We start from the raw sequence: 15,429 nt of genomic DNA, 5'->3' as shown, positions 1-15,429 counted from the left end.
TCATACGGCGGCGGGGTGGGTGTCACCGGCCGGGTCCCTTCCCGGCCGGTGGCGCTCACTCCTCCGGTCCGAGGACCACGATCTGGTCGTCCGGGTACCAGTGACGGACCAGGGACTTCGGCGGATTGACGCGTACGCCGTGGGCGAGGCCGCGGGTGCGGTAGCCGAGGGCGCACTCCCCCCGGCGGGCGACCGCCTCGGCGACGGTCGCGAAGGAGAACTCCCGGCCGGTGACGACATAGGCGTCCGCCGGACGGACGTGGAGGGCGTTGTCGCCCTCGCCGAGCAGTTCCCTGAAGACCGGGGCCAGTCGCGGGTTCTGGGAGATCTGTGTCATCAGGAGCCCGATCAGTCTGCCGCTGACGACGTAGTCGGCCCCGGGGGCGAGGGGGGCGATGCGCCGGTTGCGGTCGTCGGCCATCTCCGTGACGACCGGCACGTGCCGGAGGCCGCCCGTCCTCCGCTCCCCGGGCTCCCCGGTCCGCTCCCGCGCGCGCAGATGGAGCAGGGTGACGAGGGTCCGGTCGTCCGGGTCGTCGTGGCCGGGGCGGGGTTCGGGGGCGAGGACGATCACGGCGTCGTACCCGGTGAGGTCCAGGGCGTCCGTGACGGTCCCCGAGGTCGGGTCGCCGGGCCGGTGGTGGACGGAGAGCCCCGGGCCTACGGTCCCGGCGAGGTCCCCGACCCCGGAGGCGGCGCACGGTTCGGCCACCACGTCGAGACGGGAGCCGGGCGGGGCGTGCCGGGCGAGGCGGGTGGCGATCCGGTGGGCGCGGCGGTTCCACCCGAGCAGCAGGAAGCGTTCGGGACGACGGCCCGCCGGGGCGGGCACGGGGACGGGGGCGGGCACGCCGACGCGCACCGCCGCCGGGTCGTACGGGGAGGGCACGGAGTCCCCGGTACGGATCGCCACCGGGTCGTACGGAGCGGACTCGGCGTCTCCGGTACCGATCGCCGCCGGGTCGTACGGAGCCGGGTCGGGGTCCTGCGTGAGGATCGCCGTCGGGTCGTACGGGGCGGGGGCGGGTGTCCAGTACGTGGTGTCGTCGTCCTCGGCGAGGACGATCAGCGCGTCGCCGTCCAGGAGCGGGGTGCGGCCGGGCGGGTTGAGGGCGACCGTGCCGTCGGCGCGGGCGATGCCGACGACGGCCGACACCGGGGAGAGCGCGGCGGCCTCGCGGAAGCTCAGGCCGGGCGGTCCCGGTTCCCGCGCGGTGTGAAACTCGTGTCCGGCGAAGTCGAGCAACTCCTCGTAGACGAGGGAGAGTCCGGGCTGCCGGGCGCACTGGGCGAGGAGCCGCGCGGAGATGTCGTCCGCGTCCAGGACGACGGTACGGGCGCCGCCCGCGAGCCGAGCGGCGCCGAGGTACCGGTCGCCCCGTACGGCGGCGACGACGCGCACCGGGTGGTCCTCGCCGACGGTCGCCGTGAGGGAGAGCAGGGTCTTGACGACCTCGGCGTCGTCGCCGGGGCTGTCCCGGGGCAGGACGAGGACGCACTCGGCGGTGGCCGGGCTGACCCGGTCCAGTGCGACGGGGTCGGTGGGACGGCCGTTGCGGCAGAGGAGCCGGGTGCGGCCGGTGAAGCCGAGGGTGGCGCGGAACTCCTCCTCCATCTCGGCCTTGGGGCGGTCGGCGAGCACCGCGATGACGCCCCGGCGCCGGTGGGCGTGGGCGGTGACGAGTTCGCGGACGACGGTCGGGATCTGCTCGGACCAGCCGAGGACGACGGTGTGGCCGCTCTCCACGACCCGGGCGTGGCCCCGGTCGAGCGCGAGGAGCCGTTCGGTGATCCCGGTGGTGATGAGGCTGACCAGGGTGGAGACGTAGAAGAGCGCGATGAGCGCGAGGACCACGGTGAGGGCGACGCGGAGCGGGGGGCCGACCTCGCCGCCCAGCCGGAGGGTCTGTCCGGTGTTCCGCCAGACCGCCGCGACCCGGCTGCCGAAGGTGGCGGGGGTCCGGTGGTCGGTCCAGACGAGCAGGGCGCTGACGGGGACCACGAGGGCGAGGCAGGCGAGGGCGAGCCAGCCGACGAGCGCGGGGGTCCCCCGGGTGAGCGTGCTGTCGAACCAGTAGCGGAGCCGGGCTTCGACGTGGCCGCGCGGGGCGGGGCGTTCCGGGGGCGCGGCCGGGTCCCGGTCCGGGCGTCCCCCGGTCGGCGGTGCGGCGCTCCGCTGGGCGGGGACGACCTTGTTGCCTTGTCTGCGCACGTCAGCAGGGTGGCGCCCCGTCCCGGTCCGGCGAAAGCGCCATCGGGGCACATTCATCCCTTCGGATCACCGGACGAGGGACCGGGGGACGGCCCGGTCAGGCGTGCGAGCGGGGTGGTCCGGGGGCTGGCACGAAGGACTGAACGGTGGTTCACTCCTTGATGTGGCCTACCGCAAGACACCCGCCGAGCTCGAACGGCTCCGGGCCGCCCGTGAGCGTCTGGTCGCCCAGGCCACCGAAGTCGTGGCCGGGGCGGGCTGGGCGGGCGCCTCGGTGACCGCGGTCGCCGAGGCGGCGGGCATCGCCGCCGGTTCCGTCTACCAGCACTTCCCCTCCAAGGCGGCCCTCGCCGTGGAGGTGTTCCGGCGCGCCTCCGGCCGTGAGGCCGAGGTGCTGGGCGAGGTGCTGCGGGGCGAGGGCGATCCGGTCGAGCGACTGGCCCGCGGCGTCCGGGTGTTCGCCCAGCGCGCCCTGGAACGCCCCGGTCTCGCCTACGCCCTGCTCGCGGCACCGGCCGAACCGGCGCTCGGCGCCGAGCGGCTGGAGTTCCGCCGCCGCTATCGCGCGCTCTTCGCCGAAGTGGTCCGCGAGGGCGTGGCCGCCGGGCTGCTGCCCCCGCAGGACCCGCACATCACGGCCGCCGCGCTGACCGGCGCCGTGGGCGAGGTCCTCGTGGACCCGCTCGGCGCGGTCGGCGAGGCGCCCGGCGCCCCGCCCGGCCTCGCCCCGCCCGGCCTCGGCGCGCCCGTCACCCCGCCCGGCCCCACCACCGACCGCCCCACCGCCGACGGCCCGACCCCCGGCCGCTCCACCACCCACGGCCGCACGACCGGCGGCCCCTCCGGCCACGGCGCCGCCACCGGCGCGGCCCTCGACACGCTCCTCGCCGAACTCACCGCCCTCGCCCTGCGCTGCGCCGGTGCCCGCCCCGTCCCACCGCGCCCGTCGAACCAGGAGGACCCGTCATGACCGCGACCACCGGCACACCCCCGCCGCGCAGCGAGCCCACCGCGCGCACCCATGACGTCACCAACCAGGTCCCGCCGCTCGTCGGACACGACGTCGCCGACGACGCCGTCCTCCTGGAGGGCGTGCGCCGCGAGGGCGCCGGCTGGTGTCTGGACGACCTGCACCGGATCGGCCGCCGTACGGGCTCCGAGGAGGTCCAGCGGTGGGCGGAGGAGGCCAACCGGCACGAGCCGGAGCTGCGCACCCACGACCGGTACGGCAACCGGGTCGACGAGATCGACTTCCATCCCGCATACCACTCCCTGATGCGGGAGGCGATCGGCGAGGGCCTCGGCGGCGCCGCCTGGGCCGACCCCCGGCCCGGTGCCCATGTGGCCCGTGCCGCCGGGTTCATGGTGTGGAGCACCGCCGAGGCGGGCCACGGCTGCCCGGTGTCGATGACGTACGCCGCCGTCCCCGCCCTGCGGGCCGCGCCCGCGCTCGCGAAGCTGTACGAGCCGCTGCTGACCAGCCGGGTGTACGACCCCGGGCTGCGCGCCCCGGCGAGGAAGCGGGGGCTGCTCGCCGGGATGGGCATGACGGAGAAGCAGGGCGGCACCGATGTCCGTACCAACAGCACCACGGCGGTGGAGGCGGCGGACGGCACGTGGCGGCTGCGCGGCCACAAGTGGTTCACCAGCGCCCCGATGAACGACCTCTTCCTCGTACTGGCGCAGGCGCCGGGCGGTCTGTCCTGCTTCCTGGTCCCCCGGGTGCTGCCCGACGGCTCCCGCAACACCTTCCGCGTCCAGCGGCTGAAGGACAAGCTGGGCAACCGCAGCAACGCCAGCGGCGAGCCGGAGTTCGACGACACCGTGGCCTGGGCGGTCGGGGCCGAGGGCCAGGGCGTGCGGACCATCATCGACATGGTGACGATGACCCGGCTCGACTGCGTCCTCGGTTCCGCGTCCGGCACCCGCGCGGCGCTCGCGCAGGCCGCGCACCACATCCGGCACCGCGAGGTGTTCGGCGCCCGGCTCGTCGACCAGCCGCTGATGCGCAATGTCATCGCGGACCTGGGCGTCGAGTCCGAGGCGGCGACCACGCTGGCCCTGCGGCTCGCCGGGGCCGCCGACCGGGCCCAGCGGGGCGACGAGGGCGAGCGGGCCTTCCTGCGGCTCGCCACCGCCGTCGGCAAGTACTGGGTGTGCAAGCGTCAGCCTCCCGCCGTCGCCGAGGCGCTCGAATGTCTCGGCGGCAACGGCTACGACGAGGCCTCCGGGATGCCCCGCCTCTACCGCGAGGCCCCGCTGAACGGCATCTGGGAGGGTTCGGGCAATGTCAACGCCCTCGACGTGCTGCGGGCGCTGGCCCGTGAGCCGGAGTCCCTGGAGGCCTTCCGCGCGGAGGTCGGGGCCGCCTCGGGCGGTGACGCCCGGCTGGACGCGGCCTGGCGCGAGCTGCGCGGCGAACTGGTCCTCACCGAGGACGCCCAGCTGCGCGCCCGCCGTGTGGTGGAGCGGCTGGCGCTCGTCCTCCAGGGCGCGCTGCTGGTGCGGCACGCGCCGCACGCGGTGGCCGACGCGTTCTGCGCCTCCCGGCTGGCCGGTGACCGGGGTCTGGCGTTCGGCACCCTGTCCCCGGGCACGGACTTCGCGGGCGTGATCGCCCGGCTGCCGGGGGCCACGGGCTGAAACGGAGGCGGGGCCCTCCCCCGGAAGGGAGGGCCCCGCGTCAGGGCTGGTCACCGGAAGGTGCTCAGAAGCGGTCCTGCGGGATCGGCAGGACCGGGGCGACGGGCGCCCTCAGGTCGTTCCTGACCGGCTGCGGCACCGTCCGGCAGGTGACGTCCGAGGCGGGCAGCCGACCGGTCGTCAGATAGGACGTGGCGTACGCGTCGGCACAGGACTTGGTGCCGTAGACGCCGTGTCCCTGGCCGTCGAGGACGGTGGCCATCCGGGCGCCCTTCATGACCCGGCGCAGGCCCTGCCCGCTGACCAGCGGGGTCTGGGAGTCCCACTCGTTCTGCAGGATGAGCGCGCCGACCTTGTTGTCGACCTTGGTGGCGGGCTCGGCGCCCTGCTGCCAGAACGCGCACGGCATGATGTTGGACACGAAGTCGCCGTACAGCGGGTACCTGGCCTTGTCGCGGATCGCGTCCCGGCGGTACTGCTCCGGGTCGCGCGGCCAGGCGCGGGTGTCGGCGCAGACCACGGACCAGAACGAGGCGTACATGTTGTCCTCGGGCACGGTGACCGCGTACGCCGAGGCGGCCCGCGCGGGAGCCGCCGCCGGGCGCAGCGGGGCCGTCACGGGGGTGCCCTTCTCCGCCGCCCGCTTCAGCTGCATGACCAGGTCGGCGGCCCACTCGGGGCTGAAGAACGCGGCCCGCATGGAGCGGATGTCGTCGCCGTTCAGCAGGGTGCCCTCGACGTCGATCGGCTCGCGGTCGGCGCGGGCGACGAGGTCCCAGAAGGTCTGGCGGACGGCGGCGGGGGTGGCGCCGAGCCCGTACGTGGTGTGGCGCTCGGCGGTCCAGCCGGTCCAGCGGGTGAACGCGGGCTCCGCGCCCTCGGCCCACACCTGGATCATGCCGCGCCAGATCCGCGCGGGGTCGACCGCGCTGTCGAGCACGAACCGGTCGGCCCGCCGCGGGAACAGCTGCGTGTAGACGGCGCCCAGGTAGGTGCCGTACGAGTACCCCAGGTACGAGATCTTCTTCTCGCCGAGCACCGCGCGGATCACGTCCATGTCGCGGGCGGTGTTGCGGGTGGTGAGGTGGGGCAGGACGGCGCCGCTCTTCGCCCGGCACTTCTCCGCCACGGTCCGCGCCCAGGCGACGTCCGCGGCGAACTTCTCGGCCTTGTACGGGCGCTGCCAGTTCCCCTCCTCGGCGGTGAGGCCGCAGCTCACGGGGGAGCTCTGGGCGACGCCCCGGGGGTCGAAGCCGATGAGGTCGTACTGCTTCTTGACCGAGTCGGGCAGCTCGGAGCCCATGTACAGGGGCATGTCGAGCCCGGAGCCGCCGGGGCCGCCGGGGTTCAGGAGCAGCACGCCGCGCCGGTCCCGGGCGCTGGTCGCCTTGACCCGGGAGATCGCGATGTCGAGGGTCCTGCCGTTCGGCCGGGTGTAGTCGAGCGGCACCTTGATCGTGGCGCACTGGTAGGCGGCGGGGTCCTGGGGGTTGCAGCGCTTCCAGCGCGGCTTCTGCCCCGTGAAGTCGGCCAGGGACGCGGCGGCGGCGGTCCTCGGAGAGATCGTGGCGGCCGGGGCGTTCGCGGAGGCGACAGCGGGCGTGAGCGCGGGTACGAGCGCGGCGACGGCGCTGATGGCCACGACGGATGCTATTCGTCTGCTTCGCACAGTGGGTCAGATCCTTGCGACGGACGGATGGATCGGTCCCGCACACTTTTTCGTATCCGGTGGTGGGAGGTAATCCCCCGGCGGTCCTCCTTCCTCTCCGACCAGAGGAGTAGACCAGGTCCGGGGGAATGGTCCCCGAGACGGAGAACCCAACTGGCCCGATCCTCATCGGGGTTGACGGACGGTCCGCCGGGGAGGGCGGACACCGGGCGGTCCCGCTCCCGCGCCCGCGCCGTTCTCCCGGGCGCCGTTCGGGGGACGCCGGGCGCGATGATCCATGTCACTTCACCGGAACCTTCAGACGGCCCTCGGGCAGCCCGTAGCGTGACGGAACGAGCCGGCCGCCCGCCGGACGCGACACGGGAACGACCAGCCGTACGCGCCCGCGCGGAGGTGTCGCCGACACCGTGGGGCTCGTCACCGGCAGGGTGAAGGGATCAGAAATGTTCCGCAAAGTGCTGGTAGCCAACCGCGGCGAGATCGCGATTCGCGCGTTCCGCGCGGGCTACGAACTGGGGGCGCGCACCGTCGCCGTCTTCCCCCACGAGGACCGCAACTCGCTGCACCGGCTGAAGGCCGACGAGGCGTACGAGATCGGGGAGCAGGGCCACCCGGTGCGGGCCTACCTCTCCGTCGAGGAGATCATCGGGGCGGCCCGCCGGGCGGGCGCCGACGCGGTCTACCCCGGCTACGGCTTCCTGTCCGAGAACCCGGAACTCGCCCGCGCCTGCGAGGCGGCGGGCATCACGTTCGTGGGCCCGTCCGTGGAGACCCTGGAGCTGACCGGGAACAAGGCGCGGGCCGTGGCCGCCGCCCGGGAGGCGGGCGTCCCCGTGCTCGGCTCCTCGGCGCCCTCCACAGACGTGGACGAACTGGTCGCCGCCGCCGGGGACATCGGCTTCCCCCTCTTCGTCAAGGCCGTCGCGGGCGGCGGCGGGCGCGGGATGCGCCGGGTGGCGGACCCTGCCGCGCTGCGCGAGGCCGTCGAGGCGGCGGCCCGCGAGGCCGAGTCCGCCTTCGGAGACGCCACCGTCTTCCTGGAGAGGGCGGTGGTCGACCCCCGGCACATCGAGGTGCAGATCCTCGCCGACGGCCGGGGCGACGTCATCCACCTGTACGAGCGGGACTGCTCGGTCCAGCGCCGTCACCAGAAGGTCGTCGAACTCGCGCCCGCCCCGAACCTGGACCCGGAGCTGCGGCAGCGGATCTGCGACGACGCCGTACGGTTCGCCCGCCGCATCGGCTACCGCAACGCGGGCACCGTCGAGTTCCTCCTCGACCCCGAGGGCCGTCACGTCTTCATCGAGATGAACCCGCGCATCCAGGTCGAGCACACGGTCACCGAGGAGGTCACCGACATCGACCTGGTGCAGTCGCAGCTGCGCATCGCCGCCGGGGAGACCCTCGCCGACCTCGGCCTGACCCAGGAGTCCGTCGTCCTGCGCGGCGCCGCGCTCCAGTGCCGGATCACCACCGAGGACCCGGCCAACGGCTTCCGCCCGGACACCGGCATGATCAGCGCCTACCGCTCCCCCGGCGGCTCGGGCATCCGCCTCGACGGCGGCACCACCCACGCCGGTACGGAGGTCAGCGCCCACTTCGACTCGATGCTGGTCAAACTCACCTGCCGGGGAAGGGACTTCGAGTCAGCCGTCGGCCGGGCGCGGCGGGCCGTGGCAGAGTTCCGCATCAGGGGCGTGTCCACGAACATCCCCTTCCTCCAGGCCGTCCTCGACGACCCGGACTTCCGTGCCGGACGGGTCACCACCTCGTTCATCGAGCGGCGACCGCACCTGCTCACCGCGCGCCACTCGGCCGACCGGGGCACGAAGCTGCTCACGTACCTCGCGGACGTCACCGTGAACAAGCCGCACGGCCCCCGGCCCGAACTGATCGCGCCCACCGAGAAGCTGCCCCCGCTGCCCCCGGGCGAGCCCCCGGCCGGTTCCCGGCAGCGCCTCGCCGAGCTGGGCCCCGAGGGCTTCGCGCGGGACCTGCGCGAGTCGCCGACGCTGGGCGTCACCGACACCACCTTCCGCGACGCCCACCAGTCGCTCCTGGCCACCCGGGTGCGCACCAAGGACCTGCTGGCCGTCGCCCCGACCGTGGCGCGCACCCTGCCGGGACTGCTGTCCCTGGAGTGCTGGGGCGGCGCCACCTACGACGTCGCCCTGAGGTTCCTCGCGGAGGACCCCTGGGAGCGGCTCGCCGCCCTGCGCGAGGCCGTGCCGAACATCTGCCTGCAGATGCTGCTGCGGGGCCGCAACACCGTCGGCTACACCCCCTATCCGACCGAGGTGACCGACGCCTTCGTGCAGGAGGCCGCCACCACCGGCATCGACGTCTTCCGCGTCTTCGACGCGCTGAACGACGTCCGGCAGATGCGGCCCGCCATCGACGCCGTACGGGCGACGGGGACGGCGGTCGCCGAGGTCGCGCTCTGCTACACGGCCGATCTGTCCGACCCGGCGGAGCGGCTCTACACCCTGGACTACTATCTGCGGCTGGCCGAGGAGATCGTCGCCGCCGGTGCCCACGTCCTGGCGGTCAAGGACATGGCCGGGCTGCTGCGCGCGCCCGCCGCCGCCACCCTGGTCTCCGCGCTGCGGCGGGAGTTCGACCTGCCGGTGCACCTGCACACCCATGACACCGCGGGCGGCCAGCTCGCCACCTACCTCGCGGCGGTCCAGGCGGGGGCGGACGCGGTGGACGGCGCGGTGGCGTCCATGGCCGGGACCACCTCGCAGCCCTCGCTGTCCGCGATCGTCGCCGCCACCGACCACTCCGCGCGGCCCACCGGCCTCGGGCTGCGGGCGGTCGGCGACCTGGAGCCGTACTGGGAGAGCGTCCGCAAGGTCTACGCCCCGTTCGAGGCGGGCCTCGGCTCGCCGACCGGGCGGGTGTACCACCACGAGATCCCCGGCGGGCAGCTCTCCAACCTGCGCACCCAGGCCGTCGCCCTCGGGCTCGGCGACCGCTTCGAGGACATCGAGGCGACGTACGCCGCCGCCGACCGGATGCTGGGCAGGCTGGTGAAGGTCACGCCGTCGTCGAAGGTCGTCGGCGACCTGGCACTGCACCTCGTCGGCGCCGGGGTGGCGCCCGAGGACTTCGAGGCGGCGCCGAACCGCTACGACGTCCCCGACTCGGTCGTCGGCTTCCTCCACGGCGAGCTGGGCACCCCGCCCGGCGGCTGGCCCGAGCCGTTCCGCACCAGGGCGCTGGAGGGCCGCGCCGGGCCCAGGCCGGTGCGCGAGCTGACCCCGGAGGACCGCGAGGGACTGGACAAGGACCGGCGGACGACGCTGAACCGGCTGCTCTTCCCCGGCCCGGCGAAGGAGTTCGAGGCGCACCGGCAGGCGTACGGCGACACCAGTGTGCTCGACAGCAAGGACTTCTTCTACGGGCTGCGCCCCGGGAAGGAGTACGCCGTCGACTTCGGGCCCGGCGTGCGGCTGCTCATCGAGCTGGAGGCGGTGGGCGAGGCCGACGAGCGCGGGATGCGCACGGTCCTGTCCACCCTGAACGGGCAGTTGCGGCCGATCCAGGTACGGGACCGGGCCGCGGCGGCGGACCTCCCGGCGACCGAGAAGGCCGACCGGTCGGACCCGGGGCACGTGGCCGCGCCGTTCGCGGGCGTGGTCACCCTGACGGTCGCCGAGGGCGACGAGGTCGGGGCCGGTACGACGGTGGCCACGATCGAGGCGATGAAGATGGAGGCCTCGATCACGGCCGTGCGGGGCGGCCGGGTGTCCCGGCTGGCCGTCACCCGGGTCCAGCAGGTGGAGGGCGGCGACCTGCTCGTCGAGATCGTCTGAACCCCGGGGCGCCCGGAGCCCCGTGCTCCGGGCGCCCCGGCGGTCACCGTGCGATCAGCTCGGCCGCCCGCTCGGCGATCATGACGGTGGGGGCCTGGGGGTGGCCCCGGACGAGGGACGGCATGACGGAGGCGTCCGCCACCCGCAGCCCCCGGAGGTGGTGGACGCGCAGTTCGGGGTCGACGACCGTGGAGTCGTCGGTGCCCATCCGGCAGGTGCCGACCGGGTGGAAGGTCGTGTCCGCGGTACGCCGGATGTGGGCGGTGAGGGTCTCGTCGTCGGCGAGGTCGGGCCCGGGTGCCCAGGGCGCGCCGATGTAGGGCGCGAGGGACGGGGCTTCGAGGATGTGCCGGGCGGCCCGTACGCCCCTGATGAGGGTGGCGAGGTCCGCGCCCGCGGGGTCGGTGAGGTAGCCGGGGTCGATCGCGGGAGGGACGGTGGGGTCGGCGGAGGTCGCCCGGAGGGTTCCCCGGCTGTGGGGCCGCAGCAGGACGACGGCGAGGGAGGTGCCGTGTTCGGTCGAGGGTTCGGCGTCGCGGCTGAGGTAGGGGGCGGGGATGTGGCCGAGTTCGATGTCGGGTGCGGAGAGGTCCGGGCGGGTGCGGACGAAGCACAGGGCCTCGCCGATGTTGGAGGTGAGGGGGCCCCTGCGGCGCAGCAGGTAGGCGGCGAGGGCCCGGGGCGACTGGGCGGCGGCCAGCGTGACGGGTTGGGGGCAGCGGGAGACCAGCATGACGGAGAGGTGGTCCTGGAGGTTGCGGCCGACGCCGGGGAGGGGGACGCGCGGGGTGATGCCCGCCTCGGTGAGGGCCTCGGGGTCGCCGATCCCGGAGAGCTGGAGCAGGTGGGGGCTGCCGACGGCCCCGGCGGTGAGGACGACTTCGCGGCGCGCGGTCACGTGCAGTTCCCCGCCCCGCCGGTCGGTCGCGGTGACTCCGGTGACCCGGTCGCCGTCCAGGGTGAGGCGGTGGACCAGGACCCGGGTGAGGATCTTGAGGTTGGGGCGGCGGCGGGCGGGGCGCAGATAGGCGTCGGCGCAGCTGAACCGGCGGCCCGTGTGCTGGGTGACCGGGCTGGGGCCGTAGCCCGTGTTGTCGGCGGCGTTGGTCTCGGGGAGCCGGGTGTGGCCCGCTTCCCCGCAGGCCCGCAGGAAGGCGGTGGTGGTGGGGTTGGGCGAGCGGAGTTCCTCGATCCACAGGGCTCCGGTGTCGCCGTAGGCGCGGTCGGAGTTGGTGCCGGACCGGCGTTCGGCGCGGTGGAAGTAGGGGAGCGTCTCCCGGTAGGACCAGGCGGGGCCCGCTTCGGCGGCCCAGGAGTCGTAGTCGTCCCGGTGGCCGCGGGCCCATACCTGCGCGTTGAGGAGGGAGCAGCCGCCGAGGCCCTTGCCGCGCGGCCAGTGCAGGGAGCGGCCGTCGAGTCCGGTCTGCGGGAGGGTGCGGTACTGCCAGTCGTAGCGGGTGCCGAAGAGCCGGGAGAAGGCGAGCGGGACGCGGATCGCGGGGTGCCGGTCGGGGCCGCCCCCTTCGAGCACGGCCACGGTGACCCCGGGGTCGGCCGAGAGGCGTTCGGCCAGGACGCATCCGGCCGTGCCTGCTCCGACCACCACGTAGTCGACGTCGAGGGTGGGCATGGCGGCTCCTGCACGACTCTGCCTCGGCGTGGCGAGGTCCGGGCGATGTCGACCGCATCCTAGGGGGCGGTACCGGCAGGGCGGGAAGGCGGTGAATGCGGTCCGGCGGGCGTGTCGGGGCGTGTCGGCACAGCGGATTGACGTTATGTCAGCGGCTGGATGACCCCTGGTCTCGTCCGGTTGACCCTGTCCGCCGTCGGGTCTGCCTCTTCGTCCGCCCACTCGTACGCACGTGACGGTGCTGGTCGTCGGGGCCAAGGGTTTCCCGGGCGCCGAGCCGGTACGCCGGACCGGGGCCCGCCGACCGGATCACGGCCCCGGCCTTCCGTTCCCGTCCGGGTGAGCCCGCCCGCCCGTCCTGGCACCTTCTCGACCCGCGTGATCGGGAACGCCCCGGCGCGGTTCGGGGACGCGGCGGGACCCGGCGCGGTGGTCAACGCCTCCAGCGGTGGGGCCGACTGGGCGTACGGCCGATCCGGCTGACCCGGCTGACCCGGCTGACCCGGCTGACCCGGCTGACCCGGCTGACCCGGCTGACCCGGCTGACCCGGCTGACCCGGCTGACCGCCGAGCGTGGCATCCGTCTGGTGCACATGTCGGGCGACGCGGTGTTCTCGGGGCGGGACGTACATACGTACGCATGGTGTGCCGAGGCGGATTCACCCGATCCGGTGATGCCGTACGGGGTGGCGAAGGCCATGGCCGAGACGGCGGTACGTGTCCCCACGCCGACGCGGTGACGGCCCGTAGCTCGTCGGCTCATCGGCGACGGCGGCTCCGCGCACCTGCGTCTCGCCCTGTCTGGGAACGCCGAGCGCGAAGAACGAAGAAGGCGGCTGCCCGTACGGGCGTCTCGTCCGTGAACTCGCCTCCGGAACCCGGGACGGCATCCCCTTCGCGGACGAGGTCCGCCGCCCGGTCCATGTCGCCGGTCCGGTATCCGCCCGCTGGGACCGGCGGTGTCCGGCGCGACCGGTGCCTTCCGCCTCGCGGGCGCCGACGCCGTCCCACCCGGTGGTCCTCGTCGCCCGCCGCGACGGCATCGATCCGGCGCGGCTGCTGCCCTCCGGCCGTCCGGCGGGTCCGGGGTGCCGGGCGCGCTGGACGCGCGTCTCGACGGCACCGCCACCCCGTGGTGGCCGAGCACCGGGCCCCATGGGCCCGGGAGTTCCTCACGAACGGCTGACGACGGGTTCGGGCCGGTCGTGGCACCCGCTCAGGCGCTGTAGCGCTCGGCACCGGCGGAACCGGTGTCGTGTTCGCGCCGGGCGGCCTCCAGGAGTCCGGCCCAGGACCCCACCGTGGGCCTGCGCTTGAGCAGGGCCCGGCGTTCGCGCTCGGTCATCCCGCCCCATACCCCGTGCTCGATCCGCCCGTCCAGCGCGTACGCGAGGCATTCGGCGCGCACGGGGCATCCCGTGCACACCGCCTTGGCCCGGTTCTGGGCCGCCCCCTCGACGAAGAGATCGTCCGCGCTCACCGCGCGGCACGACCCGGACGACATCCAGGTGCCTTCCACTCCGCTCCCCCTCCTCCGATGCGCCGTCCCCGACGGCGTCCGACAGAGCAGGCACGCTACGGAGGCACGTGCCACAGGTCCACTTCTCGCCCCGTACTTCGCCACATCGGGTGACACCTAGAGTCGATATCCGTCACCTCGGGAGGCGTGACATGGGATCAAAACCGATATCGGCGGACGAATTCGACACCCGATTCCCTCCCTCTCTCCCCCCGGCGCCCGGCGCCCTTGCCCGCCCTCCGGCCGTACGGACACCCAACTCCACCTGTACGACCGGGCAGAGCCGAACGGGGTCGAACAAGGGCCTTGAAAGACAGGGACGTTCGGGCGGGGACGCGCACGGACTACTCGGGACCGAGCGGGAGGCGAGCGGGGTCGGACGCGCCGGGCGGGGGGCCAAGAGGCGCTCATTGAAGGTCGACGGGCGTTCCGCCGATATGCGCGGGTATGACCTCCGCGCCTTCCACCCCGTCCGAGCGGCATCCGGACTCCCCCGCCCTGTCCGAGCGGCACGCCTCCTGGCTGGAACTGTTCTTCGACCTGATCGCGGTCGCCGGTGTCGCCCAGTTGGCCCATCTGCTGCACGGCAGCCCCGGCCGGGCGGACCTCGGGCTCTACTGCCTGCTGTACCTGGCGTTCTGGACGGCGTGGATGTGTTTCACGACCTACGGGAACGTCGCCGCCGAGAAGGTGCACACCCGGACCGTCCTGACCGGCATGTTCGGGCTCGCGGTGATGGCCGCCGCCGTCCCGGGGGTCCGGACGGACCACGCCACCGCCTTCGCGCTCGCCTATGTGATCGTCCGGGTGCTCGCCTCACGGGCGTGGCGGAGGCGCGGCGAGGTCGTCGCCGACTGGCCCGCGGCCCAGGTGACGGCGGGCGTCACCCCGTGGTTCGTGTCGGTGTGGGCCGGGGCACCGGCCCGCTACTGGCTGTGGGCCGCCGGACTCGCCGTCGACCTGGCCCTGACGTTCGCGCGGTCGCGGAGCCAGGTCCTCGCACGGGCCCAGAAGGACTGGGAGGAGCACGAGGGGGGCCGTGCCCGGGACGACGGCCGGATCCGGAACCGGACCCGGACCCGGACCGGGAAGCGGGACGGGGGTGAAGGCAGGGACGAGGCCGGAGGCGGGAGCCGGGAGCGGGGACACGACCGGGCGTCACGGCCGAGGCCGGTGGCCGCTCGTTTCGATCCGGGCCATCTGGACGAGCGGCTGGGCCTGTTCACGCTGATCGTGCTGGGCGAGGGCATCGCGCTGGGCGTGGAGGCGGCCTCGGAAGCGGAGTGGGACCGCGGGCTGTGCACGATGGCCGCGGGTTCCTTCGCCCTGCTCCTGTCGCTGTGGGCGCTCGCGGTGCGCCGCTCGTGCGGGGTGCCGCTGCTGGGCTTCGGGGTGCTGGCCCCGCGTTTCGCGCTGCCGTTGCACTGTGTCTCCACCGGTGCGCTCGCCGCCGTGGCGGCCTCGCTCGGCGGCGCCGTGGAGCACGCGGAGGGACGGCTGCCGCACGGGACGCGGTGGCTGCTGTGCGGCGGGATCGCGGTGTTCCTCGCGGTGGGTCTGCTCGCCGGGGTGGTGTCGGGCCGGGGCACCCGCTGGGCCCTGGCGGTCGGACTCCCCATGGTCGTGGTCCCGCTCCCGCTCGCCGCGTCCGGCGCCGACTGGTCGCCCACGACCCTGGTCTGGTCCCTCGTCCTGGTGACCCGCTGGCCCTGGTTCTACGAGCGCCGCGCCCGCCGCCGGAACGGCACCGGCGACGACGACCGGCCGACGGAGCGGCGAGAGGCCCCGGAAGGGCCGTAGAGGAGGGGAGGCCGTCACTCACGGCACGCGCTCCGGGGCGGACGTCGGGGGCCGGGCCTGCCTCCTTCGGCCTGGGACGGCTCCATCTCCCCGAGGCCCGTCCGATCGAGGCCGTCTGATCGAGGCCCGTCCGATCGG

The 15,429-nt window shown here is 74.5% G+C and carries 8 protein-coding genes and 1 pseudogene; 5 read left to right on the top strand and 4 right to left on the bottom strand.

The features are described from left to right. Positions 1 to 55: 55 nt before the first annotated feature. Positions 56 to 2,212 (bottom strand): NAD-binding lipoprotein, encoded by a 2,157-nt coding sequence (locus ACFXGN_RS22475; RefSeq protein WP_384861960.1) that lies wholly within the window; start codon positions 2,210 to 2,212, stop codon positions 56 to 58. Between the two features lie 163 nt (positions 2,213 to 2,375). On the opposite strand from ACFXGN_RS22475, the pseudogene ACFXGN_RS22470 reads away from it, so the two are divergent. Together ACFXGN_RS22470 and ACFXGN_RS22465 are read left to right on the top strand one after the other, a co-directional pair. Next, positions 2,376 to 2,912 (top strand): annotated as a pseudogene (locus tag ACFXGN_RS22470) (TetR/AcrR family transcriptional regulator); the annotation flags it as partial. Between the two features lie 266 nt (positions 2,913 to 3,178). Further along, positions 3,179 to 4,855, top strand: coding sequence for an acyl-CoA dehydrogenase family protein (locus tag ACFXGN_RS22465; RefSeq protein ID WP_384861957.1), 1,677 nt, complete (start codon positions 3,179 to 3,181; stop codon positions 4,853 to 4,855). A gap of 64 nt (positions 4,856 to 4,919) precedes the next feature. On the opposite strand, the gene ACFXGN_RS22460 is transcribed toward ACFXGN_RS22465, so the two are convergent. Next, positions 4,920 to 6,524, bottom strand: a complete 1,605-nt coding sequence (locus ACFXGN_RS22460) for an alpha/beta fold hydrolase (RefSeq protein ID WP_384861955.1) — start codon at positions 6,522 to 6,524, stop codon at positions 4,920 to 4,922. Positions 6,525 to 6,967: 443 nt separating this feature from the next. Here ACFXGN_RS22460 and ACFXGN_RS22455 point away from each other — a divergent pair, with 443 nt between their 5' ends. Continuing rightward, positions 6,968 to 10,342: a pyruvate carboxylase gene (locus tag ACFXGN_RS22455; RefSeq protein ID WP_384861952.1), complete on the top strand. Its 3,375-nt coding sequence runs from the start codon at positions 6,968 to 6,970 to the stop codon at positions 10,340 to 10,342. Positions 10,343 to 10,385: 43 nt separating this feature from the next. Here the strand turns inward: ACFXGN_RS22455 and ACFXGN_RS22450 are convergent, their stop codons facing one another. Next, positions 10,386 to 11,972, bottom strand: a complete 1,587-nt coding sequence (locus ACFXGN_RS22450; protein WP_384861949.1) for a GMC family oxidoreductase — start codon at positions 11,970 to 11,972, stop codon at positions 10,386 to 10,388. A 593-nt stretch (positions 11,973 to 12,565) separates the two neighbouring features. Here ACFXGN_RS22450 and ACFXGN_RS22445 point away from each other — a divergent pair. Continuing rightward, positions 12,566 to 12,712, top strand: coding sequence for a hypothetical protein (locus ACFXGN_RS22445; RefSeq protein ID WP_384861946.1), 147 nt, complete (start codon positions 12,566 to 12,568; stop codon positions 12,710 to 12,712). Between the two features lie 476 nt (positions 12,713 to 13,188). On the opposite strand, the gene ACFXGN_RS22440 is transcribed toward ACFXGN_RS22445, so the two are convergent. After that, positions 13,189 to 13,476 (bottom strand): WhiB family transcriptional regulator, encoded by a 288-nt coding sequence (locus tag ACFXGN_RS22440; RefSeq protein WP_384862334.1) that lies wholly within the window; start codon positions 13,474 to 13,476, stop codon positions 13,189 to 13,191. A 462-nt stretch (positions 13,477 to 13,938) separates the two neighbouring features. On the opposite strand from ACFXGN_RS22440, the gene ACFXGN_RS22435 reads away from it, so the two are divergent. After that, positions 13,939 to 15,291 (top strand): low temperature requirement protein A, encoded by a 1,353-nt coding sequence (locus ACFXGN_RS22435; protein WP_384861943.1) that lies wholly within the window; start codon positions 13,939 to 13,941, stop codon positions 15,289 to 15,291. Positions 15,292 to 15,429 lie beyond the last annotated feature (138 nt).

Source organism: Streptomyces sp. NPDC059247 (assembly GCF_042754005.1).
Classification (GTDB): Bacteria; Actinomycetota; Actinomycetes; order Streptomycetales; family Streptomycetaceae; genus Streptomyces.
This window is presented reverse-complemented; position numbering and strand designations above follow the sequence as displayed.

Bases quoted from the DNA above. Each gene is read 5' to 3' on its own strand.
- ACFXGN_RS22465 (WP_384861957.1), top strand. From the start codon at position 3,179: ATGACCGCGACCACCGGCACACCCCCGCCGCGCAGCGAGCCCACCGCG.
- ACFXGN_RS22455 (WP_384861952.1), top strand. From the start codon at position 6,968: ATGTTCCGCAAAGTGCTGGTAGCCAACCGCGGCGAGATCGCGATTCGC.
- ACFXGN_RS22450 (WP_384861949.1), bottom strand. From the start codon at position 11,972: ATGCCCACCCTCGACGTCGACTACGTGGTGGTCGGAGCAGGCACGGCC.
- ACFXGN_RS22445 (WP_384861946.1), top strand. From the start codon at position 12,566: ATGTCGGGCGACGCGGTGTTCTCGGGGCGGGACGTACATACGTACGCA.
- ACFXGN_RS22440 (WP_384862334.1), bottom strand. From the start codon at position 13,476: ATGTCGTCCGGGTCGTGCCGCGCGGTGAGCGCGGACGATCTCTTCGTC.
- ACFXGN_RS22435 (WP_384861943.1), top strand. From the start codon at position 13,939: ATGACCTCCGCGCCTTCCACCCCGTCCGAGCGGCATCCGGACTCCCCC.